General features: G+C 46.8%; 20 protein-coding genes. 4 read left to right on the plus strand and 16 right to left on the minus strand.

Annotation, left to right across the window (positions count from 1 at the left end; genetic code table 11):
• Positions 1-8: 8 nt before the first annotated feature.
• Both BUB86_RS09535 and BUB86_RS09540 read right to left on the minus strand, forming a co-directional pair.
• A complete protein-coding gene (locus tag BUB86_RS09535; RefSeq protein WP_073208817.1) occupies positions 9-740 on the minus strand; it encodes a sugar phosphate nucleotidyltransferase in 732 nt (243 codons plus the stop codon).
• A gap of 118 nt (positions 741-858) precedes the next feature.
• Positions 859-3,810 carry a TonB-dependent receptor gene (locus BUB86_RS09540; protein WP_073208819.1) on the minus strand — a complete coding sequence of 984 codons (2,952 nt, stop codon included), beginning with the start codon at positions 3,808-3,810 and terminating at the stop codon, positions 859-861.
• A 156-nt stretch (positions 3,811-3,966) separates the two neighbouring features.
• On the opposite strand from BUB86_RS09540, the gene aroB reads away from it, so the two are divergent.
• Positions 3,967-5,016 (plus strand): 3-dehydroquinate synthase, encoded by a 1,050-nt coding sequence (aroB, locus tag BUB86_RS09545; protein WP_073208821.1) that lies wholly within the window; start codon positions 3,967-3,969, stop codon positions 5,014-5,016.
• Between the two features lie 94 nt (positions 5,017-5,110).
• Here the strand turns inward: aroB and BUB86_RS09550 are convergent, their stop codons facing one another.
• The 9 genes from BUB86_RS09550 to BUB86_RS09590 are packed head-to-tail and all read right to left on the minus strand — an operon-like array spanning position 5,111 to position 14,143.
• The gene (locus BUB86_RS09550) at positions 5,111-6,118 is read right to left on the minus strand and encodes an AMP-binding protein (protein WP_073208824.1); all 1,008 of its coding nucleotides are present in this window, start codon (positions 6,116-6,118) and stop codon (positions 5,111-5,113) included.
• The gene (menC, locus tag BUB86_RS09555) at positions 6,115-7,152 is read right to left on the minus strand and encodes an o-succinylbenzoate synthase (RefSeq protein WP_073208826.1); all 1,038 of its coding nucleotides are present in this window, start codon (positions 7,150-7,152) and stop codon (positions 6,115-6,117) included. Before menC ends, BUB86_RS09550 begins: the two co-directional genes overlap by 4 nt.
• Positions 7,149-8,000 (minus strand): 1,4-dihydroxy-2-naphthoyl-CoA synthase, encoded by an 852-nt coding sequence (gene menB, locus BUB86_RS09560; RefSeq protein WP_073208828.1) that lies wholly within the window; start codon positions 7,998-8,000, stop codon positions 7,149-7,151. The genes menC and menB overlap by 4 nt, the downstream gene beginning before the upstream one ends.
• Positions 7,997-9,658 carry a 2-succinyl-5-enolpyruvyl-6-hydroxy-3-cyclohexene-1-carboxylic-acid synthase gene (gene menD, locus BUB86_RS09565; protein WP_073208829.1) on the minus strand — a complete coding sequence of 554 codons (1,662 nt, stop codon included), beginning with the start codon at positions 9,656-9,658 and terminating at the stop codon, positions 7,997-7,999. Before menD ends, menB begins: the two co-directional genes overlap by 4 nt.
• Complete coding sequence (locus BUB86_RS09570; protein WP_073208831.1) at positions 9,651-10,739, minus strand: isochorismate synthase; 1,089 nt, start codon at positions 10,737-10,739, stop codon at positions 9,651-9,653. The genes menD and BUB86_RS09570 overlap by 8 nt, the downstream gene beginning before the upstream one ends.
• On the minus strand, positions 10,739-11,152 hold the full coding sequence (locus BUB86_RS09575; protein ID WP_073208833.1) for a PaaI family thioesterase: 414 nt from the start codon (positions 11,150-11,152) through the stop codon (positions 10,739-10,741). The genes BUB86_RS09570 and BUB86_RS09575 overlap by 1 nt, the downstream gene beginning before the upstream one ends.
• Position 11,153: 1 nt before the next feature.
• Entirely contained in the window at positions 11,154-12,134 is a 981-nt protein-coding gene (locus tag BUB86_RS09580; protein WP_073208835.1) for an ROK family protein, read from the minus strand.
• Between the two features lie 11 nt (positions 12,135-12,145).
• Positions 12,146-13,153, minus strand: a complete 1,008-nt coding sequence (locus tag BUB86_RS09585) for an ROK family protein (RefSeq protein ID WP_073208837.1) — start codon at positions 13,151-13,153, stop codon at positions 12,146-12,148.
• Between the two features lie 9 nt (positions 13,154-13,162).
• On the minus strand, positions 13,163-14,143 hold the full coding sequence (locus BUB86_RS09590; protein ID WP_073208840.1) for an ROK family protein: 981 nt from the start codon (positions 14,141-14,143) through the stop codon (positions 13,163-13,165).
• Positions 14,144-14,299: 156 nt separating this feature from the next.
• Between BUB86_RS09590 and lysS the strand changes: the two genes are divergently transcribed.
• A complete protein-coding gene (gene lysS, locus BUB86_RS09595; protein ID WP_073208842.1) occupies positions 14,300-16,027 on the plus strand; it encodes a lysine--tRNA ligase in 1,728 nt (575 codons plus the stop codon).
• A gap of 32 nt (positions 16,028-16,059) precedes the next feature.
• Complete coding sequence (locus BUB86_RS09600; RefSeq protein ID WP_073208844.1) at positions 16,060-17,055, plus strand: NAD(P)H-dependent glycerol-3-phosphate dehydrogenase; 996 nt, start codon at positions 16,060-16,062, stop codon at positions 17,053-17,055.
• Between the two features lie 451 nt (positions 17,056-17,506).
• On the opposite strand, the gene BUB86_RS09605 is transcribed toward BUB86_RS09600, so the two are convergent.
• From BUB86_RS09605 to BUB86_RS09620, 4 genes are all read right to left on the minus strand, one after another.
• On the minus strand, positions 17,507-18,712 hold the full coding sequence (locus tag BUB86_RS09605) for an alpha/beta hydrolase (RefSeq protein WP_073208917.1): 1,206 nt from the start codon (positions 18,710-18,712) through the stop codon (positions 17,507-17,509).
• A 107-nt stretch (positions 18,713-18,819) separates the two neighbouring features.
• The gene (locus tag BUB86_RS09610; RefSeq protein ID WP_073208846.1) at positions 18,820-19,239 is read right to left on the minus strand and encodes a hypothetical protein; all 420 of its coding nucleotides are present in this window, start codon (positions 19,237-19,239) and stop codon (positions 18,820-18,822) included.
• A complete protein-coding gene (locus BUB86_RS09615; protein ID WP_073208848.1) occupies positions 19,239-19,427 on the minus strand; it encodes a hypothetical protein in 189 nt (62 codons plus the stop codon). The genes BUB86_RS09610 and BUB86_RS09615 overlap by 1 nt, the downstream gene beginning before the upstream one ends.
• A 27-nt stretch (positions 19,428-19,454) precedes the next feature.
• Complete coding sequence (locus BUB86_RS09620; RefSeq protein ID WP_073208850.1) at positions 19,455-20,420, minus strand: SPFH domain-containing protein; 966 nt, start codon at positions 20,418-20,420, stop codon at positions 19,455-19,457.
• Between the two features lie 157 nt (positions 20,421-20,577).
• Here BUB86_RS09620 and mnmA point away from each other — a divergent pair, with 157 nt between their 5' ends.
• The gene (gene mnmA / locus BUB86_RS09625) at positions 20,578-21,657 is read left to right on the plus strand and encodes a tRNA 2-thiouridine(34) synthase MnmA (RefSeq protein WP_073208852.1); all 1,080 of its coding nucleotides are present in this window, start codon (positions 20,578-20,580) and stop codon (positions 21,655-21,657) included.
• Between the two features lie 45 nt (positions 21,658-21,702).
• Here the strand turns inward: mnmA and BUB86_RS09630 are convergent, their stop codons facing one another.
• Positions 21,703-24,138, minus strand: coding sequence for an alpha/beta hydrolase family protein (locus BUB86_RS09630; RefSeq protein ID WP_073208854.1), 2,436 nt, complete (start codon positions 24,136-24,138; stop codon positions 21,703-21,705).
• Positions 24,139-24,146: the final 8 nt, after the last annotated feature.

Here is a 24,146-nt window from a genome sequence, read left to right on the forward strand (position 1 = left end):
ATTGACCATTAGAGGGCGTCGACGAAGGCGTTGGCCTTATCAAGGGTGTCGAGCTTGCCTACGTCGAGAAGACGGAGATTGTGGGCTTCGTAACCTCGGATGAGATGATCGCCACAGGCCTTGAGATAGAAGTCCATGATAGGGAATCGCTCTGGCCAATCATCCAATAATGGTGCTAACGATGGATGAAACATGTGGATGCCTGAGAAAGCGAGCTTTCTCAATTGAACATTGACCATTGCCCATTGGCCACTGGCCACGGGGCCTTTCAACTCGCCCGTTTCGATGTTGGTCCAACCTTGCAGGCGTAGGTCATCATCGAAAAGCAAATAACGCTTGGTTTGGCGTTGGCTTACCACAAGGAGTGGCGCATCAGTAGGTAGCGCATTGAGGTCGAGATTACTCAGAATATCAACATTATGAATCAGGATAGGCTCAGAGGGGTCGAATAGCGGGAGTGCCTTCTTGATGCCTCCACCCGTTTCGAGCAGAAGGCAGCTCTCGTCGCTGATGCGTATATCCAGGCCGAAGTTATCATTGACTTTTAGATAGTCAACAATCTGCTCGGCAAAGTGGTGAACATTAACCACAATGCGCTCATATCCAGCAAGTTTAAGTTTCTGTATCACGTGCCAAAGCAGCGGTTGCCCCCCTACCCTCACCAGAGCCTTCGGCATGGTGTCGGTTAGTGGCTTGAGACGAGTGCCAAGCCCTGCTGCAAATATCATCGCTTGCTTCATTTATGCGCACATGACCTATTTGGGCTGCAAAGTTACACAAAATTTCTGAGATAAAAGAAATTATGCCAGAAAAAAAATTCCCCTCCTGAGTAGGAGGGGATAGGGGTGGTCTGAAAAATCAGAATCTACGTGGGCCACCGAAGCCTCCGCCACGGGGACCTCCGCCCATTGGGCCACCAAAGCCGCCACGGCCTCCACGTCCACCACGTCCACCAGGGCCTCCAGGACCACCAAAGCCCTGACGACCAGCCTTGCCTCCAAAGAGGTTCAGACGATAGATGACGTGAACCATACCATAGCTGGTGATAGAGTTATACTCGGTATCGCTACGCATAGAAGCATTGATTACACGCGACAGATTTGACTGCTGATGAAGAATATCGTACAACTGGAGCGAAACAGTAAGCGCATTACCCTTGAGGAAACTCTGTGAGAGTTGAGCATTCCAAATGAGCTCGTTGGTATTCATCGAGGCATCGTTATATCCACGACGGCTCTGCATATTCATATTAGTGGTGAGTGCAGTTCCCCAAGGAGCCGTGACGCCAATCATACCTCCATAGGTAAACATCCATGTATCGAGGTTGTTGCTTTCCTGCAACTCGCTACGGCTGTGGTTGTAGTTAACCATTCCATTAAGTTCAATCTCCAACCAGTCATTACGATAGCTGGTGGCCAAACGCTCCATGATACCTGTGGTCTTGGTAACCGACTTAACAGCATCAGAAACCTGGTCTGGGCTAACATAACCTACATTGTGGGTATAGCTGAGGTTGGTGAATGTATTAACATTGAAGAATCCAGCTGAGTCGATAGCGGTATTGAACATGAAACCAACATTGCCATTCCAGTTACCATTGATATTCTCAGGACGAGTGATACGTCCCTTGGTTTCTGGATTATAGGTTGTCTTGTTGGCAATTGAGTTGGCCGTGGTCGAGAAGCTTACAAACGTCATGATAGCACGCTGATACTTCTGGATATAGTCGTTATAGTTAAGACGGAAATTCTGTGTGAACGAAGGTTTCAAACCTGGGTTACCCTTTTGGATGTTCAGGGGGTCGCTATCGTCGGTGATGTCAAGCAGATCGCTCATAGAGGGCTGATTGGTGTTAGCACGATACATGAATCGCAGCTGACTCTGCTGATTACGCTTCCAGCGGAAGTCCATGGTAGGAGCAAAGTTGGTAACAGTGCGAACGGTGTCTGCATGAACGCCCTTATAATCCTGAATGAAGTGCGACTTCTGAGGAACCATCTGTACACCAACATTGAAGGTATAAGCGCTACGAACTATGCGCAGCATAACTTCGGCGGTATGGATATAGTTCTGATACTCAGAGAATCGACTCTGGCTTTCGTCGCGATAAGGCTCAATATTCTTCACGCCAAACTGATTGAGGTAGCTATCCCATGAACGGAAGCCTCCAGACCAAGGTGCGATAACAGACAAATCGCTGAAATCGTAGGTACCACGATCACTCTTCTGATAACGATACTGATACTGGTAGCTGAACTGCAAATAGGTGCGTGGGAGAATTGGCTCGCTGTAAGTGAGGCGGGCACTATAGTTCCAGTTCTTACTAGGTGTGATAGTATAGCGGTTGATTGTATCACCACCATTAATAACACCAGTTTCATAATAATTAATAAGGCTGTTAGATATTGACTGATTGTTGGTGTCGCTCCATCCTGCATTCAACTGCAAGGTGATATTACGTCCATTGTTGCTAAGACGACGGTTAAACTGCAACATGCCATTAACATTCTTGTTATCGCCATAAGTTACGCTTGTCTGGGTACGAGTATTGTCAACAAGGCCCAATTCATTAAGTTTTGCAAGCTCAGCAAGTGGAGACTTGACATACTTATATGGATCATCGCTGAATGATGCCTCGTTGCTCACCTGATCGCCATCGTTAGAATTAAGTCTGAATGAGGGACGGAACATGATGTTGGTCATCGAATCGGGAGTCCACTCCAAACGCATCTGGAAATTCCATGCATTAGAACGAGTATAGTTCTGAGTGATGCTATTACCAAACTGTGACATGTTCTGACTATAGAATGTTTCCTTTGAAACCTTAGATAAAGCATCGCCATTGCTGTGATTCCAACGGATGCTACCATCAAGTTTGAGCTTGGCACCCTCATAGTTCAGGTTCAAACCTGTCATTTTGTTGGCGGTGAGGCCTTGGCGACCACCTCCCCATCGGCCTCCTCCACCGCCACCTGGGAATCCCATATCATTGGTATTATTTGCATTGGTCATCAGGAAAATCTTGGTAGAGCTCTGCATAATACCGCCAAAGATACGACCAGAGTAACGGTCCTGAGTACCCATAGCGATATCAGCATTAGCCATAATACCTTTATTCATACCCTGCTTGATACCAAAGTCGAGTACTGTCTCTTCCTCACCATCTTCAATACCAGAAACACGAGCCAGATCGCTCTGTTTGTCGTAGGCCTTAATGCGGTCGATGATGTTAGTAGGCAGGTTCTTGATGGCAGTCTTTGTATCGCCAGTCATGAACTCCTTACCGTCTACAAGTATCTTCTTCACCTCCTTACCATTAATCTTGATGGTACCATCGTCGCTAACCTCAGCTCCAGGCAGGCGTTTTACCAACTCTTCGACTACCGAGCCTTCAGGTGTACGGAATGCTGCAGCATTATATACAAAGGTGTCGGCCTTCAGTGTTACCTTAGATGCACGAGCAGTAACAGTAGCACCTTTCAGCATGATGGCATCGGGCGACATAGATATGGTACCGGCATTAAAATCCTTACCATCCTTGATGGTTATCTTCTTGGTATAGGTCTTAAAGCCCACATAAGTAATCTTAAGCGTGTATTGGCCATCGCTTGGGGCTTTAACACGGAATGCACCGTCGGTATTTGTTACACCATTAGACACCACCTTGTCACCAGAAAGAATTGAGGCGGTAGCTTGTATAACAGCATCCTGTGTATCCTGCTCAATCACTTTACCTGAAACCATGCGTTGCGCATGCACTGAAAGAACCGCTAACGATACGGTCATCATCAAAACTAATAATCTTCTCATTTGATACTTTTTTCTACTATATTTTGAATTTTTGACGCTTCCAGAAAAAAAAAGTTTAATGTAAACACTATTTTTTAGTCGAAATTGTTACGTTTTAAAAAAATTATATTATCTTTGCACGCAGAAAGAAAAATCAAATTAGGCAACCAAAAGATAATGAGCCCACAAAAAGTTATCATATCCGACAAGCTGGATAGAACACTCGAAGAGGCAATCTCTGAGTGCGAGCACGACATGATATTCGTGCTGGCCGATGAAACTACTGCAGATTGTTGTCTGCCAGTAGTAGAGGATTTTGGTTGCTTGAAGGATGCTAAGCGCATTGTTATTGAGGCCACAGATGCTCATAAGGACTTTGCTTCGCTGATGACTGTTTGGAAGCATCTGAGCGAAGGAGGAGCCACACGCCACACCTTATTAATAAATATAGGTGGTGGAATGGTTACAGACCTTGGCGGATTTGCAGCATCAACTTTCAAACGCGGCATCAACTACATCAACATACCCACCACCCTGCTTTCGATGGTAGATGCATCGGTAGGTGGAAAAACAGGAATCAACTTCCTTGGATTGAAAAACGAGATTGGCGTGTTTAACAATGCCAAGAGCGTAATTCTGGATACAGAATTCCTGAAGACTCTCGATGTAGAGAACATGCTATCAGGTTATGCAGAAATGCTGAAGCATGGTTTGATTAACAACGAGAAGATGCTTGGTGAGCTGCTATCGTTCGACATAGAGAAGCCAAATCTGGAGGAGTTAAAGCGTATGGTGGCTGAATCGGTAGCTGTAAAGCAGCGTATTGTGACTGAAGATCCTACTGAAAAAAGCATTCGCAAGGCACTGAACTTAGGACATACAGCAGGACACGCCTTCGAATCGCTGGCTCTGAAGCGCAAACCCGTGCTGCATGGCTATGCAGTGGCATGGGGACTGATAGTTGAGTTGTATCTGAGTGCCATCAAGACAGGATTCCCAAGCGAGAAGATGCATCAGACAGCAAGATTCATACTCGACCACTATGGCAAGATGAATATCACATGTGATGATTACCCAACGCTACTTGAGCTGATGACTCACGACAAAAAGAATGTAGCTGGCATCATTAACTTTACGCTTCTGGGAGGTGTAGGCGATATACTGATTAACCAGACTGCAACAAAAGAAGAAATTTACGAGGCACTGGATTTCTACAGAGAAAGCTAGTTTGCCAACGAAATACGATTAACCAATCAACTTAGTAGACCTAATCATATTACTAACTAATCGAGGTAGGACTGCTCGCGAGAGTAGTCCTATTTCACTTTATTGAGCAAGCTATGGTTTCTGCTTTCTTCCTAGCAGGTTTTCCTGTTTCAGTCAGAGGGATTTTGTCTACATGTATGTAGGCTTTGGGGATATGATATTTGGGCAGATACTTTTCGCAGATAGCTTTTGCCTCATCAGCAGAACCTTCAGTCAGTAGCACCGCCACCTCACCAAACTTCTCGTCCTTACGTTTAGTTATTATATAAGGTACGCGCACGTAAGGTTTCAATTCACGTTCTATTTCCTCAATCTGCAGTTTGATGCCACCTGAACAGATGACGTTATCCTTGCGACCAAGTATGCGGAAGCAATTGTTCGCGATCTCTACTATATCGTTGGTGACGAGTGTTTGGGCACAAACCTCAGGAGCATTGATTACCAAGCAACCATCATCGTTTTGGGAGATACTGACAGAAGAAAACGGAGTGTACCAATCAGATGCATCAGGACCACTGATACGACGAAGTGCTATATGCGAGAGTGTCTCAGTCATGCCGTATGTGCTCCACACGGCATTTGGAAAACATCTTAGTTCGCGTTCCATCGCCTCATCAATTGCCCCACCACCAATAATCAAGTGCTTTATCTGCATCAGTCTTTCCCTTTCTTCAGGAACCTGCAACGAGTTATACACCTGCATAGGCACCATCGCAGCAAAAGTACACAGAAAGCGCTCGGCTCTGCCGCTTTGCAAAGCAAAGAATCCTCCATTTTGTGTACTTTTCAACGGATGACCACTCGGCTCAAAACTAAACAGCTTGAGTCCACGCTCTATAGACCTTACTACCATCATCTTACCAGCGATGTAATCGGTAGACATACAGAGTAAGGCCGTATCGCCAGATTTCAGATCGAGAAAATCACAAGTGATACGCGCAGAATTCAGCATTCTGCGTTTCTCAACCATCATACGTTTAGGTTCACCAGTGCTTCCACTGGTCTTTACCTCGACATACGGACTATCGTTATTCCACTCAGCAAGAAATTCCTCGACACTCACTTTTCAGTTCTCCAAAGTTTATCGCCACGAATTTCAAGCGGCATGGGGATATTATCAGTAAACAACTGACCAGTACCTAAGCCTTGAGGCATGGTAATATCATCGCCATAAACGCTCGAAGCGAACTGAGCGATGGCATTCAAACCAATATTACTTTCGAGAGCAGACGTTATCCATGAGCCAATACCCATTTCACGAGCGATACTGATCCACTCTTTACACCCCATCATGCCACCATGAAGCGATGGCTTGAGGATGATGTATCGTGGTTTGATAATGTTCAGCATATGGCATTTGGTATCAGGATCGTTAACACCTATCAATTCTTCATCCAGCGCAATAGGCAATGGCGACTCTCTACAGAGTTCCGCCATATAGGCCCACTGACCTTGCTTGATAGGTTGCTCGATAGAATGAATGGCGTATTGCGAGAGTAACTCTAGTTTATAGAGTGCCTCATCATACTTAAATCCACCATTAGCATCAACTCTCAGCTCAACCTCATGAAATGAGAAACGCTCTCTGATCTTCTTTACCAAATCCAGCTCTTTATCAAAGTCGATGGCGCCAATCTTGAGTTTTACACATCGGAAACCTTTATCAAGTTTCTCCTCCAATCGCGCAAGCATCTCCTCATAATTACCCATCCACACAAGTCCGTTGATAGGAATACCTACTTCGCCCCTGCTAAAGGCGGTGTCGAAGAGATGGTGATGGGTGATGGGTGATGGGTGATGCAGCGAAAGTACCGCTGTTTCCAGACCGAAGAGCATAGAGGGATAATCGCGAAGGAAGTTGTAATCTATCTCGCCCGTCTTGCAATAATCCTCACACACCTTATTTAATATAGAAGCATACGCCTCATCGCCCATAGCATCGCAACTCAAATCGGGTAATGGCGCACACTCTCCTACTCCCTGATGTTCGCCATCAACGAGTTTTATCAACCAGATCTTTCTGGTAGTATACACCCCACGCGAAGTACCTGCAGGTTGCTTGAAATGCAGAAGCCGTTCTTCTATTTCAAACCTCATGGCAACTTGGGATACTTTTTGAAATCGGGTTTACGTTTCTCAAGGAAAGCCTTGCCACCCTCTTGAGCCTCATCGAGGAAGTAATACAGCATAGTGCAATCGCCAGCCAGCTCCTGGATACCTGCCTGACCATCCAATTCTGCATTCAATCCAGCCTTGATCATACGGAGTGCCAATGGCGAACGTTCCATCATAATCTCAGCCCACTCCACACATTCGTCCTCAAGTCGATCGATAGGCACAACTTTATTTACCATCCCCATCTCCTCGGCCTCTTTGGCAGAATACTGACGACAGAGGAACCAAATCTCACGTGCCTTTTTCTGACCAACGATTCTGGCCAGATACGATGATCCAAATCCAGCATCGAAACTTCCAACCTTAGGACCAGTCTGACCAAAGATGGCATTCTCTGATGCAATGGTAAGGTCGCATACCAAGTGGAGCACATGACCGCCACCAATAGCGTAACCATTCACCATAGCGATAACGGGCTTGGGCAGACGACGAATCTGCATCTGCACATCAAGCACACTCAGACGGGGTACACCCTCTTCATCCACATATCCACCACGGCCCTTTACATGCATATCGCCACCTGAGCAGAAGGCATGCTTCACATCAGCCAGCGTCTTACCCTCAGGCACCTCACTCATAGCACCAGTAAGCAGTACCACACTGATTTCCTGCATCTCACGACACATGGAGAAAGCCTGACTCAACTCCCAAGTAGTCTTGGGTGTAAAAGCATTACGATATTGCGGACGATTGATAGTAATCTTAGCTATACCATTATATTCTTCAAAAAGTATCTCCTTAAATTCTTTTATCTGTTTCCAATTTCTCATACTTTCAATTTCTGATAATAATCATTAATGATTCGCACATCCTCATCAGCATCGGTAAGTACCTCCAACAATACAGGGCGGTCACTCTCTATGTTAATCAGTGTGTCGAGACTTTGTGCCAGTTCCTCCATATTTGTGGCCTTCAGGTACTGAACATTATTCTGCATGCAGATACCCTCAGCAGAGGCAGTATGCGAACCTGATACAAATCTTTCGCGAGAGTCACTCTGCTCCAAGCCCTTCAGCATACTGAAGATGGTGCCACGATGATTGTTCAACAACAAAATACGCAGATTACCCTTCAGATTCTGATTCCATAGTGCATTCTGATCGTAGAAGAAGCTAAGGTCGCCCAAAGCGCAGAACACCTTCTGATCTGCTACCACCGATGCTCCAGCAGCTGTAGACAAGGTACCTTCAATACCATTTACACCACGATTGCAATACACAAAATGGCGGGCATAGAAGCTTGCCAAGCGTATAGAACTACTATTGCCATAGTGCACGAAGTAGTTAACAGCTGTGCCTATTTTTTCTTCGAACATCTTTACAGCAGCCATCTGCGAATATTCTGGCTTGTAGGTCATAGCCATATAAGCCGTCTTGCGGAGAGCCATATCCCAACGGGCCTTATAGCGCGATGTAGAGCTGATAGATTTAGTCTTGATCGACTCCACCAGATCTTCGATCACATCAGCTGGACGACCTTCTATCACGCCATACAGATTCATGGTGGTGTCTTGTATCCTACCATCCTCAGTAACGGCCCATATCTTGGTATTCTTCAGCGTACGCATCCAGCACTTCAAGCGTTTACTAACCATGGTGTCGCCTACGTATAGCAGGAAGTCAGGTTCGAAATCAGGATCGCCCGAAACGGCATAGAGCACCTCATTGAAGTGGCTTCCACCCTTACCCAGACTTAATGCCTCATTAAGCACCACAGCACACTGCGAAATCATATAGATCTCAGATGGCAACAGCTGTTCCATCGACATCTGTCCGATAACCAGCATAGGCTTCTGGGCGGCCACAAACTGATCGGAGCATGCTATCGAAAGCATATATCTGTCGCAACGACTATTTATCAGATGTATACGGCGTTCATCTGGCAACTCTGCTACATTGAATTCGAACAATGGCTCACTGATGGGTACATTGATATGTACAGGTCCGTAACCATGATGATTGGTCTCGTTAAGCGCTTCATTTACTAAGCGATTGCAATACCATCTTGTCTCGTCATCGTGTGGTTCTGGCAGCGATACTGCTTTCTTCACAAAGCGTCCCAAGGCATCAGGTTGTGGCATGGTTTGTCCATCAAGCTGGTCAATCCATTGCTGTGGTCTATCTGCTGACACCACGATAAGGGGCACATGCTGATAGTAAGCCTCTGCCACGGCTGGGGCAACGTTAAGCAATGCTGTTCCGCTGGTAACACAGATAACCACTGGCTTACATAGTGTCAATGCCATGCCAAGAGCATAGAATCCAGCACTACGTTCATCTGTAACAGGGAAGCACTCGATATCAGGACACTCGCAAAGGTTGTGCGATATGGGTGAATTACGGCTACCTGGACAAATAACTGCGTGCCTTACACCATGCTTTACCAACAAAGCTGTCAGTATGTTTACGTTCTCTTTACTGCTATACATATAATAATCTCCTCATTGTTTCCATTTTTGCTTCAGTTTCAAGCCACTCCTGCTCTTCTGTGCTGTCTTTCAGCAATCCACCACCTGCATACAGATGGCAAGTGTCGCCATCTATGTTCATGCATCGCAGCGATACATACAGATGAGTCTCAGTGGCACTCAGAGTACCCATAAAGCCGCTATAATAACGGCGTGGGGTATGTTCGTTCTTTACGATAAACTGAAACGCCTCACGCTTAGGTAGTCCGCACACAGCAGGTGTGGGGTGTAGGGTGTTCAGTATGTCGCCAATATGATTGTTATCATTGAGTTTAAATGTAAAATCGCTCCTCAGGTGCACCAGATTTGCAGCTCTTACTGTCTTAGGCCCTTCCTCACGGAAGTCGCCAGTAAACTGCTCCAGGCACTCTGTGATGTATGTAGCCACTATGCGTTGTTCCTGGATATTCTTGGTGCTCCACGTCAAGGTCTCACCCTCGCCATTCAGTTGGTCGCCCTCCAGTTTCATGGTTCCTGCCAGGGCGATGGTACGCCAATCATTACCTTTGCCATCAAGCAGGATCTCAGGTGTGGCTGTTAGCCAGCAACCACTTTTTTCTGTCTCAACCAGAGCGATAAACAGTCGTGGATACATGGCGCAAGCACGATAGAACAACTCCATAGGTTCGACACCTCCATTAAGTTTCTCATCAGCACAACGGGCTAGCACGATTTTTCGGAAGGTATCGTTCTCTAATTGCGAGTGATAGTTGGCAAAATCAACTTTATAATACGAGGAAGGAGGAACGAGAAAAGAGGAACGAGAATACTTCTGCTGGAGGCTCTCCTTATATTGATGGTTCACACCAATCATATCTCGATCCTCATTCCTCATTCCTCCTTCCTCGAGTAAAACAATCTCTGCCTCTCCTTGTATCAGCAGCACGGGCTGATTAGCCTTTAGTTCGAATGGTGCTACTACAAATCCCTGCTTACCATTCAGCTCTGTAAGCGAATGGAGTTCCATGGGTTCACCTTCTGTCTGACGAATCAGTGTGGCGTGGTCTTCATGGGGTAGTCGGTATATTGCGTATGCACTCATTATTTCTTCTGTTTGATAATGTAGTTAGTAACTCGCACATTCGATATCAGTTCATCTGCCGTGTCCTTGATATCTACGTTCCACACATGCAGGGTAGAACCTTTGTGCAACATTCGGGCGTAGGCTGTAACTGTATCTCCTTCAGCCACCGCCTTTACATGACTTCCGCTTACCTCAATGCCTACACAAGCACATCCAGGGCATAATGCTGACGATGCCACACCCGCCAGATTCTCAGCCAGAGCAAGCGATGCCCCTCCACTCAGAAATCCGAAAGGCTGGCGATTTCGCTCGTCAACTTTCATTTTCGCCATACAAGTATCGTCCTCGGGAGTAGAAATAAATTCCATCCCGAGGGCTGTACTTAAATTGGGTTTTTCGTATATAATCTTATTAATCTTCTCTATGTTCATCTTACTTGAATAATGAGTACTCTGGCACACTCCAAGCCAAGGCGCTGGCACCAAGCACATCACGTTCGCGGTCGTTAAGTTTCGACACCAGAATCTTCACCTTGCCACGCAAGTTACCAAACACATGCTTCTCGAACGACTCATAGGTTGGCTCGAGCAGCCACTTGCCAGCATGCGATATACCACCCGTGAGGATGATAGCCTCAGGGTCTACAATCGATGCATAGTTAGCCATGGCCAATCCTAAGATTTCTCCTGTTCTCTTAAATGTCTCGATGGCCAACTCGTCGCCCTTATCGCAACACATCTTGATGGTACGTGGCGTAATCTTGTCGAGATCTCTCAACAGTGTAGGTTTGTCGCTCTCAGCCATCAGCTCCTCAGCAGTATGTATGATACCAGCTGCACCAGCATAAGCCTCCAGACAACCCTCATGACCACATCCGCACTTACGTCCATGGTCCACCACACAGGTATGTCCAAACTCACCTGCATAGCCATTGTGACCTTGGTGGTCGCCACCAGACGAGAAGAAGCAACTGCCCAATCCTACGCCCATGCTCAGTATGATAAAGTTCTTCATACCATGTGCACATCCGAAGGTATACTCGCCCAATGCCGATATATGCGCATCGTTCGATAGGCCTACTGCCAATCCGATTCTATCTCTCAGCATGGCGGCCAGTGGCACAATACCCTTCCATGGCAAGTTGGCGGCATTCTCGATACATCCAGAAACCGAACTTGCACTTGGCGAACTAACACCAATAGACCGTATGGTTTCATAACCACCATTGGCCTCAACCAACGTAACAATCTTGTCGCTCAGCTCTTTCACAAAATTGTTCACATCGGGATAGTCGCTGGTTGCAAAATGCTCCTCGGCAATAATGTTTCCACGAATGTCCACAATGGCGTAGGTCGTACGTTCATTACTGATGTCGACGCCTACCACTTTTGTTTTAATCTGATATTCCTCCATGTCTAGTTATATTATTTAAATAGCGAATATTCTTTCACGTCCCATGCCAGAGCACCAGCTCCCAGCACATCTCTCTCTCCTTCCTTCAGGATGGATACCAGGATACGGGTCTTGTTCTTGATGTTATGGAACACATGTTCCTCGAACGATGCCCTCATAGGCTTTAGCAGCCATTTTCCAGCCTGAGTCATATCGCCAGTCAGGATGATGGCTTCAGGATTAAGCACCGATGCATAATTGGCCAATCCAAGTCCGAGCAGTTCACCCGTACAACGGAATACCTCAATGGCCACCTTGTCGCCTCTATAACAGCAATCTGCAATCGACTTGATGGTCAGTTCCTTCAAATCGCTCAACAGCGTGGGTTCCTTGCTGGCATCTATCAGCTCACGAGCCGTTCTCACCAATCCCTTCTCCGAGCAGTAAGCCTCAAGGCATCCCATGTTTCCGCATCCGCATTGACGTCCGTTTACTTCCACACAGGTGTGGCCCACCTCGCCAGCAAAGCCATTGTATCCCAAGTGTGGCTGGCCGTTCGAGAAGAAGCAGCTACCCAGTCCGCCATGGCTTATCGATATCACCACAAAGTCCTTCATACCATGGGCGCTACCATACGATTTCTCGCTAAGGGCAGAGATATGTGCATCGTTGGCCACAGCCACAGCAAGCCCCAATCGGTCTCTCAGTAGGGCACTCAAGGGGATGACGCCCTTCCAAGGCAGGTTAGCAGCATTCTCGATGCAACCAGTAACTGAACTGGCAGATGGGGCACTAACACCCACCGATCGAATGGTCTCATATCCACCATTTTCCTCAGCCAGAGCAATCACCTTCTCGCTCAGAGCACCAATATATTCGTTTACCTCGCTATAGTCGGTGGTCAGGAAATAATCTTGAGCCACGATTTCGCCTCTGATGTCCACCACTGCATAAGTGGTGCGATCAACACGTATGTCGATACCTATAACTCTGGTTTTAATTTTATCTACGCTCTCTATTGAATTATCGTTAGTTGCCATAATCTATTCTTATTTGAATAATGAATACTCTCTTACCTCCCATGCCAGTACGCTTGCTCCAAGCACATCGTTTACAGCACGATCGTCTTCCGACACCAGGAACTTGGTTTTACCACATGTATTGTGGAACACGTATCTGTCGAACATCTCCTTAGCTGGGTCGAACAGCCATTTTCCAGCTCTCGATATGCCTCCTGTAAAGATAAACGCCTCAGGGTCTACCATCGATGCATAGTTGGCCAGTCCTAAGCCAAACAGCTCACCAGTTTTGCGATATACCTCGATCGACAGCTCGTCGCCCTGTTCACAGAATTCCGTTATCATCTTGGGGGTAAGTTTTTCCACTCCTCGCATCAGCGATGGCTTGTCTGTTTGTTCCATCAGCTCTTTAGCTGTAGTTACAATGCCTTTAGCAGCAACATACGCCTCAAGGCATCCCTTATTACCACAGCCGCATTGGCGTCCGTTGTTCACTACGCACGTATGGCCTATCTCACCTGCGAATCCATCAGTACCTTTATGTATCATGCCATTAGAAAACAGGCAGCTGCCTATTCCGCTACCCATGGTTATCACCACAAAGTCGCGCATGCCCCTGGCCATGCCATATGCATGTTCGCCAAGTGCTCTTACATCAGCATTGTTAGCCACGGCCACAGCATAACCAGTACGGTCTCTAAGCAGTAATCCCAGGGGTATCACGCCTTTCCAAGGAAAGTTGGGCGAATTGACTATGCTGCCACTCATAAAGTTAGCACTTGGAGCACTGATACCCACAGACCTGATGCTTTCATAGCCACCGTTTTGCTCGATCATATTCATCATATGGTCGCTCAAGGCCGAAATGAATTGGTTAATATCCGGATAGTCGAGTGTTGGGAAACTATCAATCGCTATCACCTCACCCTTCACGTCGACAATGGCGTAAGTGATGGCATCCAGACTGATGTCAATTCCTACAACTCTTTTCTTTATTGTCTCTTGTCCCATTAGTTGTTCTAAGTTATCGTGCAGCAAATATATACTTTTTTTATGTACTAAACAAATCTTTCGCACTTTTTTTGCAAATATTTACTCTAATCTTGCGTTTTTCGCGAGATTTTTGTAACTTTGCAGCCATAAAATTGAAATATTCGAATATTTAAGATGAACATTTTAGAATTAAGCGAACAGGAAATCGGAAGGCGTCAGAGCCTTCAGGAACTGCGCTCGATGGGCATCGACCCCTATCCTGCAGCAGAGTTCCCAACTAATGCTTTCAGCACAGAGATTAAGGAAAACTTCAAGGACGATGAAGAGCGCCTGGTAGTGATTGCCGGACGTATGATGAGTCGTCGCGTCATGGGTAAAGCATCGTTTGCTGAGCTCCAGGACTCAAAAGGTCGAATTCAGGTTTATATCACTCGCGACGACATTTGTCCAGGCGAGAATAAGGACTTATATAATAATGTATTTAAGCGCCTGCTGGATATCGGCGACTTTATTGGCGTAAAGGGTAAGGTGTTCCGCACCCAGACGGGCGAGATCTCAGTTCACGCTTCTGAGCTCACTCTGCTCTCTAAGAGCCTTAAGCCACTGCCTATCGTGAAGTATAAGGACGGTGTGGCCTACGATAAGTTCGACGATCCAGAGCTCCGTTATCGCCAGCGCTATGTCGACCTGGTAGTTAACGAGGGTGTAAAAGATACTTTCCTGAAGCGTGCCACCATCATCCGCACACTTCGTAGCATTCTTGATAATGCTGGATATACTGAAGTTGACACACCTATCCTGCAGAACATTGCAGGTGGTGCTTCAGCACGCCCATTCATCACCCACTTCAATGCGCTCAACCAGGATATGTACATGCGTATCGCCACTGAGCTCTACCTGAAGCGCCTCATCGTAGGTGGTTTCGAGGGTGTTTACGAGATGGGTAAGAACTTCCGCAACGAGGGCATGGACAAGACCCACAACCCAGAGTTTACCTGCATGGAGCTCTACGTGAGCTACAAGGACCTGCTGTGGGGTATGACCTTCACCGAGAATATGCTGGAGCAGATTTGCACAGCTGTCAACGGCAAGCCCGAGGTTGAGATCGATGGCAACATCATCTCGTTCAAGGCCCCATTCCGCCGTCTGCCTATCCTCGACGCCATCAAGGAGAAAACAGGTTTCGACTGCGATGGCAAGACTGAGGATGAGATTCGAGCATTCTGCCTCTCAAAGGGCATGGATGTAGACGAGACCATGGGTAAGGGTAAGCTCATCGACGAGCTGTTTGGTGAGTTCTGCGAGGGCTCATTCATCCAGCCTACTTTCATTACCGACTATCCTGTAGAGATGTCACCTCTCACCAAGATGCATCGCTCTAAGCCAGGACTCACTGAGCGTTTCGAGCTGATGGTTAATGGTAAGGAGCTGGCTAACGCCTACTCTGAGCTTAACGACCCAATAGACCAGGAAGAGCGTTTCATCGAGCAGATGAAGCTTGCTGACAAGGGCGACGACGAGGCTATGATCATCGACCAGGATTTCCTGCGCGCTCTGCAGTATGGTATGCCTCCAACGTTTGGTATCGGTATCGGTATCGACCGCTTGGTGATGCTGCTCACAGGTAAGTTCACTATTGGCGAGGTGATGCTGTTTCCACAGATGAAGCCTGAGAAGAAGATTCCTCAGAGCACACCTGCAGAGTGGGCCGAGATTGGCGTCAGCGAGGAGTGGGTTCCCGTTCTGCGCAAGGCTGGTTTCAACTTGATTACAAACATCAAGGACGAGAAGCCTCAGGGCCTGCAGCAGAAGATTGGCGACATCGTTAAGAAGTACAAGCTCGAGATGCAGAAGCCATCAGTAGATGAGGTTGCTGCATGGATCGAGGCCGCCAATAAATAATCTGTATAATCTGTAAAATCCGTAGGCTCTAGATGTTTGACGTAGGAAAAATCGCAATTATTGGAGGCGGTAGCTGGGCCACAGCCATAGCCAAGATTGTGGTGAGTCACACCCACCACATAGGTTGGTACATGCGTCGTGACGACCGTATCGAAGATTTCCGTCGCATGGGTCACAACCCTGCCTACCTCACCAGTGTCCACTTCAATATCGACGAAATTTACTTCGATAGCGACCTGAACCGTATTGCCCAGCAGTACGACACACTGGTATTTGTCACCCCATCGCCTTACCTCAAGAGTCACCTCAAGAAACTGAAGACGCGTATACGCGACAAGTTTATACTAACTGCTATTAAGGGTATCGTACCTGATGAAAATCTCGTTTGTAGCGAGTATTTTCATCAGGTGTACGATGTGCCTTACGAGAACCTGGCTTGCATTGGAGGCCCCTCTCATGCCGAGGAGGTTGCCCTAGAGCGCCTCAGCTACCTCACCGTGGGGTGTGCTGATCGCGAAAAGGCCCAGGCCTTCTGCGATGTTCTCAGCAGCGAATACATCAAGACCAAGACTTCTACCGATGTGGTGGGCATCGAGTATTCTTCCGTTTTGAAGAATGTCTATGCCATCGCAGCTGGTATCTGTAGCGGATTGAAGTATGGCGACAACTTCCAGTCCGTACTTATGGCCAATGCCGTTCAGGAGATGAACCGCTTCCTTACAGCCGTCTATCCCCTTGAGCGCAATGCCTACGACAGCGTTTACCTGGGCGACTTGCTAGTTACTGGTTATAGCAACTTCTCACGCAACCGCACCTTTGGCACCATGATTGGCAAGGGCTACAGCGTTAAGAGCGCCCAGATCGAGATGGAGATGATAGCCGAGGGCTATTTTGGCACCAAGTGCATGAAGGAGATCAACCGTCATTGCCACGTCAACATGCCTATCCTCGATGCCGTCTACAACATCCTTTACGAGCGCATCGCCCCCCAAATCGAAATCAAACTGCTTACCGATTCGTTTAGGTAAAATATGCGGCAGAGCGGCACTGCGGCAGAGCGGCATCAGCACTTTCATCATCCGCGGCAACCTATTCTATTATATTATATATAATTATTATATATTATAATATATAATAATTTAAAATAGATATATATGCCTCACTACTATACTATGCAAACACCTAATGCCGCGCTGCCGCACTGCCGCACTGCCGCGCATTGGAATTTGAAAAGTATTGTTTTGCATTTGAAATTTATGTACCTTTGCATCGTCAATATGAGAGAGCGCAAGCGGCGGCACTAAATAAAAAAATTGCGAGATTTAAATCTAGAAATTGCGCGCATTAATTCTAGCAATAAATTCCCTTAATGCCATCGCCAACGCTTATTCTATAGAGGCCAAGAGATCTTTGACATAATGTTTACAACACACAAAAAGGACGGTTTTTGTGTACTTTGGACCAATGGGGATATGATTTTTACAATCGCTTGATCCAAGCTATGATGTCGTTGATGACTTCTTCTGAGAAGGTTTCTTCGATGGTGGCATATTCTGTGGGCATGCCTGTTTTGCAATGCTGGAATAGATGGTTGAGGCCTTCGTACTCCTTGATGATGTTGCGTTTGTTTTTGGGGAGGGTGCGACGCAAGGCAGGTAAGTTCTGGCTAGCGATAACCTGAAGGTCCTTGCTACCATTAAGGGCCATTACAGGGCACTTGATTTTTGCGATGTCGTTTTGTGGATCGTAGTCGATAAACCACTTAACCCAAGGATTCTGCATCTCTGGCATCTGGCGCAACTGCTCTATGGTCAAGTCTTTGACTTGTGGACCTGCCATGGCCTTAGTCTGAGCCAGCAACACACTATCGCCCTTAACACTTGTACCTGCAAGAGACACGATGAAATTCAATTTCTTCTGAGCAGCTAACATAAAGGCGATGGTTCCACCCTCGCTATGACCAATGAGGCCAACCTTCTTGAATTGCTTCTGCGAGCGAAGCCACTGGATGCCAGCTTCTGCATCTGCAGCGAAATCGAGTGTGGTTACGTTAGGATCCATGCCACCCACGGATTTACCAGTAGCTCTATCGTCGTATCGCAAAGTGGCGATACCAGCGCGAGCCAACCTATCTGCAATTACAGCAAAAGGCTTGTGTCCAAACACCTCTTCATCGCGATTCTGGGCACCACTACCTGTCACCATCAGTAGCACATACTTTGAACCACCAGCGGGTATGGTTAGTGTGCCAGCAAGTGTGGCTCCTGCCTTAGTATTTTGGAACGTCACCTCCTCAGTCTCGTACGGATATGGTGGTTGTGGATTCTGTGGGCGTCTTAACTCTGCCTTCTCACTTGGCTTAAGGCTCAATGGCAACTTAAAACCGTTCTGAGTAAAAGTACCCTTCAACTCGCCATTCTGCAATCGCGCTGAGTAAGATGCATTAAGCGAAGCAATGCTTACGTTGATAGAATCTGCAGAAACAAAGTTGGTAGTGGCTGCTATGCCATAAGCGCCTTGGTCTGGACTATCGAGCGTGCACTTGCCATCGTCGCTCAAATTCAGCACAACCTTAATCTTCTGAAAACCAGCATTCAGTTCTCCACTCCAAGTGCCATTAATATTCTGGGCAGAGACTGATGCACCTATGCTGGCTAAAGCAATAGTGAATAATAACTTCTTCATACGCCTCTCACAATATAATGGAAAGTGTATTAGCATCTTGCCAACAATGCCTATGCCTAATATTACACAGCCTACGTAATACAGATATGCAACAAACTTTCTAAGTATCATCTTGCTCTTTGAATAAGGTAAATAAATACAAAGCCAATGAGACCGACAAGAATAAAGATACCAAGGGTAAGCGTTTTAGAAAGAGGTGAATCTGGACCGACAATAGAAAGCACCAGAGCCATTAAAGCTAATCCTATAGCAATGATACGAACCATACGAATAGAAAGTTCTACTTGTCGGATATTATGTAATGGTATGCTAAATACATTAATATGACTTGGCGAATAGGCACATAATAGAGCTACCAAAACAGCTACGGTAAAACCTCCGTATCCTATCCAATCAGGGGTTGAATTATGTCTGGTAACTATTACTACCACCCACGCACATAACATGATAACAGCAGCAGCTATCTCGAAGATAGTTCCCTCGAGTGTGCGATGCACTTTTACTGACTTTAAATCAAAATCACTCATTATTCTTCTTCAGTTTTTGGGATTCGTTTCTTGGGCAGGCGCTTGGCTTTGCGAAGGGCCTCAGTGATGATCCACTGCAGCTGGCCATTGGTGCTGCGGAACTCGTCCGCAGCCCAGGCTTCTATCGCGTCCATCGTGTCAGAGTCAACACGCAGGATGAAACTCTTAGTGGATTTCTTTTCAGCCATAAATGTTCAATGGTCAATGTTCAATGATCAATGATTTAAAGTACCAGTATTTACTACTGGCTGAGCATTATCGTCGCCACAGAGCACTACCAGCAGATTAGAGACCATGGCAGCTTTCTTGTCGTCGTCGAGCTCTACAACCTCCTCACTCGAGAGTTTATCAAGCGCCATCTTTACCATCGATACAGCACCCTCTACTATCTTCTCGCGAGCCGTAATGATGGCACTTGCCTGTTGGCGACGCAGCATCACGGCAGCAATCTCAGGAGCATAGGCCAGATAGTTGATACGAGCCTCAACCACCTCGATACCAGCCAGAGCCAGGCGCTCGTCGAGTTTCTGCTCCAACTGCTCGTTGATTTCATCGGCACTTGAGCGCAAAGTAGGTTCACCAGTCTTAGAATCCTCATCATCATAAGCATACTGACCAGCCACCTGGCGCAAGGCTGCATCGCTCTGAACGCGAACAAAACTCTCCAGGGCCTTCATCAGTCCCTTGGTGTCGCTGCCAACAGTATTGGGAGCAGCAGCCATGGTCTGTGTATCAACCTCGAACAGAGCCTTATAGGTATCCTTCAGTTTCCAAACCAGTACCAATCCAATCATCACTGGGTTACCTGTCTTATCATTTACCTTGATGGGCTCAGCATCCAGGTTGCGAGCGCGAAGCGAAACCTTCTTGGTGCCATAGAAAGGGTTGATCCAGTAGAAACCCGTCTGGGCAAATGTGCCAGCATACTTGCCAAACCATGTGGTTACTCGCGCCTCATTTGGCTCAAGCTGCATCATGCCACACCACATAATTATATTAATAACAATCAGCAGTACGCTTGCTCCAAGCTCCCAGCCACCCATAGCGCCATTGCTAGCATCGAGCTGGATAATGCTATATACTATACCAACGATTGCCAGAATGATAACTGCAATGTTTACAAACAGCATCAGGAATCCATTCATAACCGATCCTTTGAACTCAAACTCTTTTGTCTCCATAACTTTATAGTTTTATATGATTAATAATTTGATATCATTTTGATATCGCAAAGATATGTAGTATTTTTGAACTGACAATGGAAATACACAAATAATTAAGCATAATTAACTATAAACTATTCACTATTAACTATTAACTTTTTGTACCTTTGCACCCATGAATATCAAGGATATAGAGAATAAGCGCATTGCAGTGCTGCTTTCAGGCGGTGTAGACAGCTCCGTAGTCGTATACGAGTTTGCTCGTATGGGATTGCATCCAGATTGCTTCTACATCAAGATTGGCCCTGAGGAGCAAGAGGAGTGGGACTGCTCGAGCGAGGAAGACCTCGAGATGGCTACAGCCGTATCGCATAAGTATGGTTGCAAGCTGGAGGTGATTGATTGCCACAAGGAGTATTGGGACCAGGTTACGAAGTACACCATGGACAAGGTTCGTGCTGGATTAACCCCCAACCCAGATGTGATGTGTAACAGACTGATTAAGTTTGGCGCCTTCGACGAGAAGCGTGGCCACGACTACGACCTGATAGCTACTGGACACTATGCCATGACTGAGGTTGATGCTGATGGTTACAAATGGCTGTGCACAAGCCCTGACCCTGTGAAGGATCAGACGGATTTCTTGGCGCAGATTGCTGATTGGCAATTGAAGAAGGCGTTGTTCCCAATAGGACATTACGTAAAGGATGAGGTGCGTGTGATAGCAGAGCGCGAACATCTGGTAAACGCCAAGCGTAAGGATTCGCAGGGCATCTGTTTCCTTGGTAAAATCAACTACAATGACTATATCCGTCGTTATCTGGGCGAGCAACCAGGCGATGTGATCGAACTCGAAACGGGCAAGTGCATTGGCGAACACAAGGGATTGTGGTTCCACACCATAGGTCAGCGTAAAGGTATGGGCTTTGGTGGTGGTCCATGGTTTGTGGTTAAGAAAGATGTAGCCAATAATATATTATATGTATCGCATGGCTACGACCCAGAAACAGCCTATAAGGCCGACTTCCCTGTGAAGGACTTCCACTTCCTGACCAAGGAGATGCAGCCCACAGAGGTCACATTCAAGATTCGCCACACACCAGAGTATCATCCAGCCACATTAGAATGGACAAGCCCAAATGAGTGCATCGTCCACTCCAAGGATAAGATACATGGTGTGGCCCCAGGTCAGTTCTGCGTGGTCTACGACGAGAACCATCACCACTGCATAGGTTCAGGCGAGATCACCATCTAAAAAAGTACACAAAAGGGACGGTTCCTTTTGTGTACTTTTAATCGTTTAGAGATGTTTCTTTGGATAGAGGGCGTCCCACCATGAGGGGTCGTCCTTGAGCCACTTCTGGAACCAAGCCATCTGGGTGGCAAGCCACTTCTCCTTTTTCGAGTAATCGAGAATGTGGTGGTTCTCACCTTCAACCTCTACCAGCGATACCTCGCAACCAAGAAGCTTGAGGGCAGTGAACATCTGCAAGCTCTCAATCAGCGGCACATTGGTATCAGCATTACCATGAAGCAGAAGCAGTGGGGTATGAATCTTATCAGCATTGAAAAGCGGACTCTGATCTACATAGAGTTGGCGATGGCTCCAAGGATAGCTGTTGGCCATAGAAACCTCGCTATAGTTGTAGCCCCAATAGCCCTCGCCCCAATAGCTGGTGTGGTTGGCGATACCTGCATGGCTGACAGCTGCAGCAAAGATGTCTGTCTGAGTCTGCAGATACTGGGTCATGAATCCACCATAGCTGGCACCCATACAACCTATCTTATTAGCATTGATAAACGGATGAGCCTCACAAATCTTCTTGGTTCCCTCGATGATATCCTCAGCAGGACCACGACCAGCCGTGTTTACATGGCGCGATGCCCATTCCTGACCAAAACCTGTGGCACCACTGGGCTGAAGGATATAAGCCACATAACCAAGAGAGTTCCAATACTGAGGAGCATAAGGCGACTCGAAATATCGTGACACAGGAGAACAGCCACCATAGTAGTAAACAATCATAGGATACTTCTTGGTAGCATCGAAATCCTTTGGCAAGTAGAGGCGACCATAAACGGTATCGCCCTTAGAATTGGTAAAGTTCCAATCCTGACAAGTACCAATCTCAGCATCGCCCAGAGCCTTAACACCATCAAAGAGAGTATGGTTCTTCTTAGACTTCAGATCGTAGACATAGGCAGATGCTGGCTCCATCGTCTTATACGAGAGATAACCAATCACAGGCGCATGGGCAGCCATGTTATAGCGATATGCATAATCGCCAGAGACAGGAAGTTTACTTATTTTCCCGTTCTTTGGATTTAGCACAAACATATTTACATAATCGCGATCCTCAGCAGAGAAATAAATCTGGCCATCGGCCCAATTCCAATCAACACTCTCGATGCTAGGATCGAAATCCTTGGTGAGTGGTGTAACCTTCTTGGTAGCGATATCGAAGAGGAACAACTCGTTCTCAGTCATACTTGGTGTTACGCTGGCAGGCAACTGACAACCAATGCGATTGAAGGCCTCAGGATTGCCAGTGAACAGAACCTGCGAACCATCGGGCGAGAAGCAACAATTGCCCAGGAACTCTGCACCACAAAGCAAAGTGTCGACCTTCAATGTCTTAGCATCGATAGTAAAGATATCGCTCACCGTTGTGGGACGCTTTACCAGACGAGATCGATTGCTTACAACAAGCAGTTTATTACCATCCTGCGAGATGTCGCCAAGATATTCGCCCTTGGTGCCAAAGGTGATGCGCTGGGTGATACCTGTCTTGATATCGTACTTGGCCAGGTAGTTACGCTTGCGCCAACCAGGCTGACGATCGTCCATCTCGAGAACTTCGAACACCTCCTTATCCTCCTTGGGGCCCTCTTCTTCCATATAAAAAATCAGATAATCCTCATTAGGCGCCAGAACGTAAGAACCCTCAGGAATATCATAAGCAAACAAGGTGCGGACACCCGTCTTAGGATCTACTTTATAGAGTGAGCGCTTATCGCCCTCTTTCTCATCAACCAAGCAAGCGATTGACTTAGGCATCCAACGGGGATTGCTGGCCAGAGTAGTTATCAGTCGCTGGGTCTTAGCATCACGCAGCTCATAGCTCCAAGTGCTATTACCACCACGGGCAGTAGTCTGATAAGACAGAGCCACCAACTGGCCATCGGCTGAAAGACTGATGCCACGTACACGCTTTCCATCAGTCAGATCGTGTACCATATAGGGGTGACGTGTGTCGAGGGTATAAGGAATAGCCTTAGGAGCATCGAAGCAAACCTTGATAGAATCAGTATCATTAGGCTCAGCCAGATACTGGACAGTAAAGGTATGATGCTCTGGAGCCAGTTTGATGTCGCCACCAGCCTCAACACCATCAATAAACAGCTTTGAATGCTTGGGACCTTTCACTTCAACCTTTCCCTTTATGTAATCGGCATTGTTCACATAGAACGTAAGCAGGCCCACGCTCTTGCTATCCTTCAAAGAAGGAAGTACGCAACCATCAAACTTGCCATCAGACTTAGAGGTCAAGGCGATAGATCCCATCATTGAGGTAGGATCGAACTTCTTACCATTCACATCGACGGTATCGATAGCAAATGGAGCTGAAACGGCATAAGGGCCGGAGAGATTAAACTCCTTGACTGGAGTCTTAACCTGTGCTGTGGCCATCATGCTGACAGCCAACAAGCATTGAATAGAAATAAGTTTCTTCATTATGTTAG

The organism is Xylanibacter ruminicola (assembly GCF_900142525.1).
Classification (GTDB): domain Bacteria; phylum Bacteroidota; class Bacteroidia; order Bacteroidales; family Bacteroidaceae; genus Prevotella; species Prevotella ruminicola_A.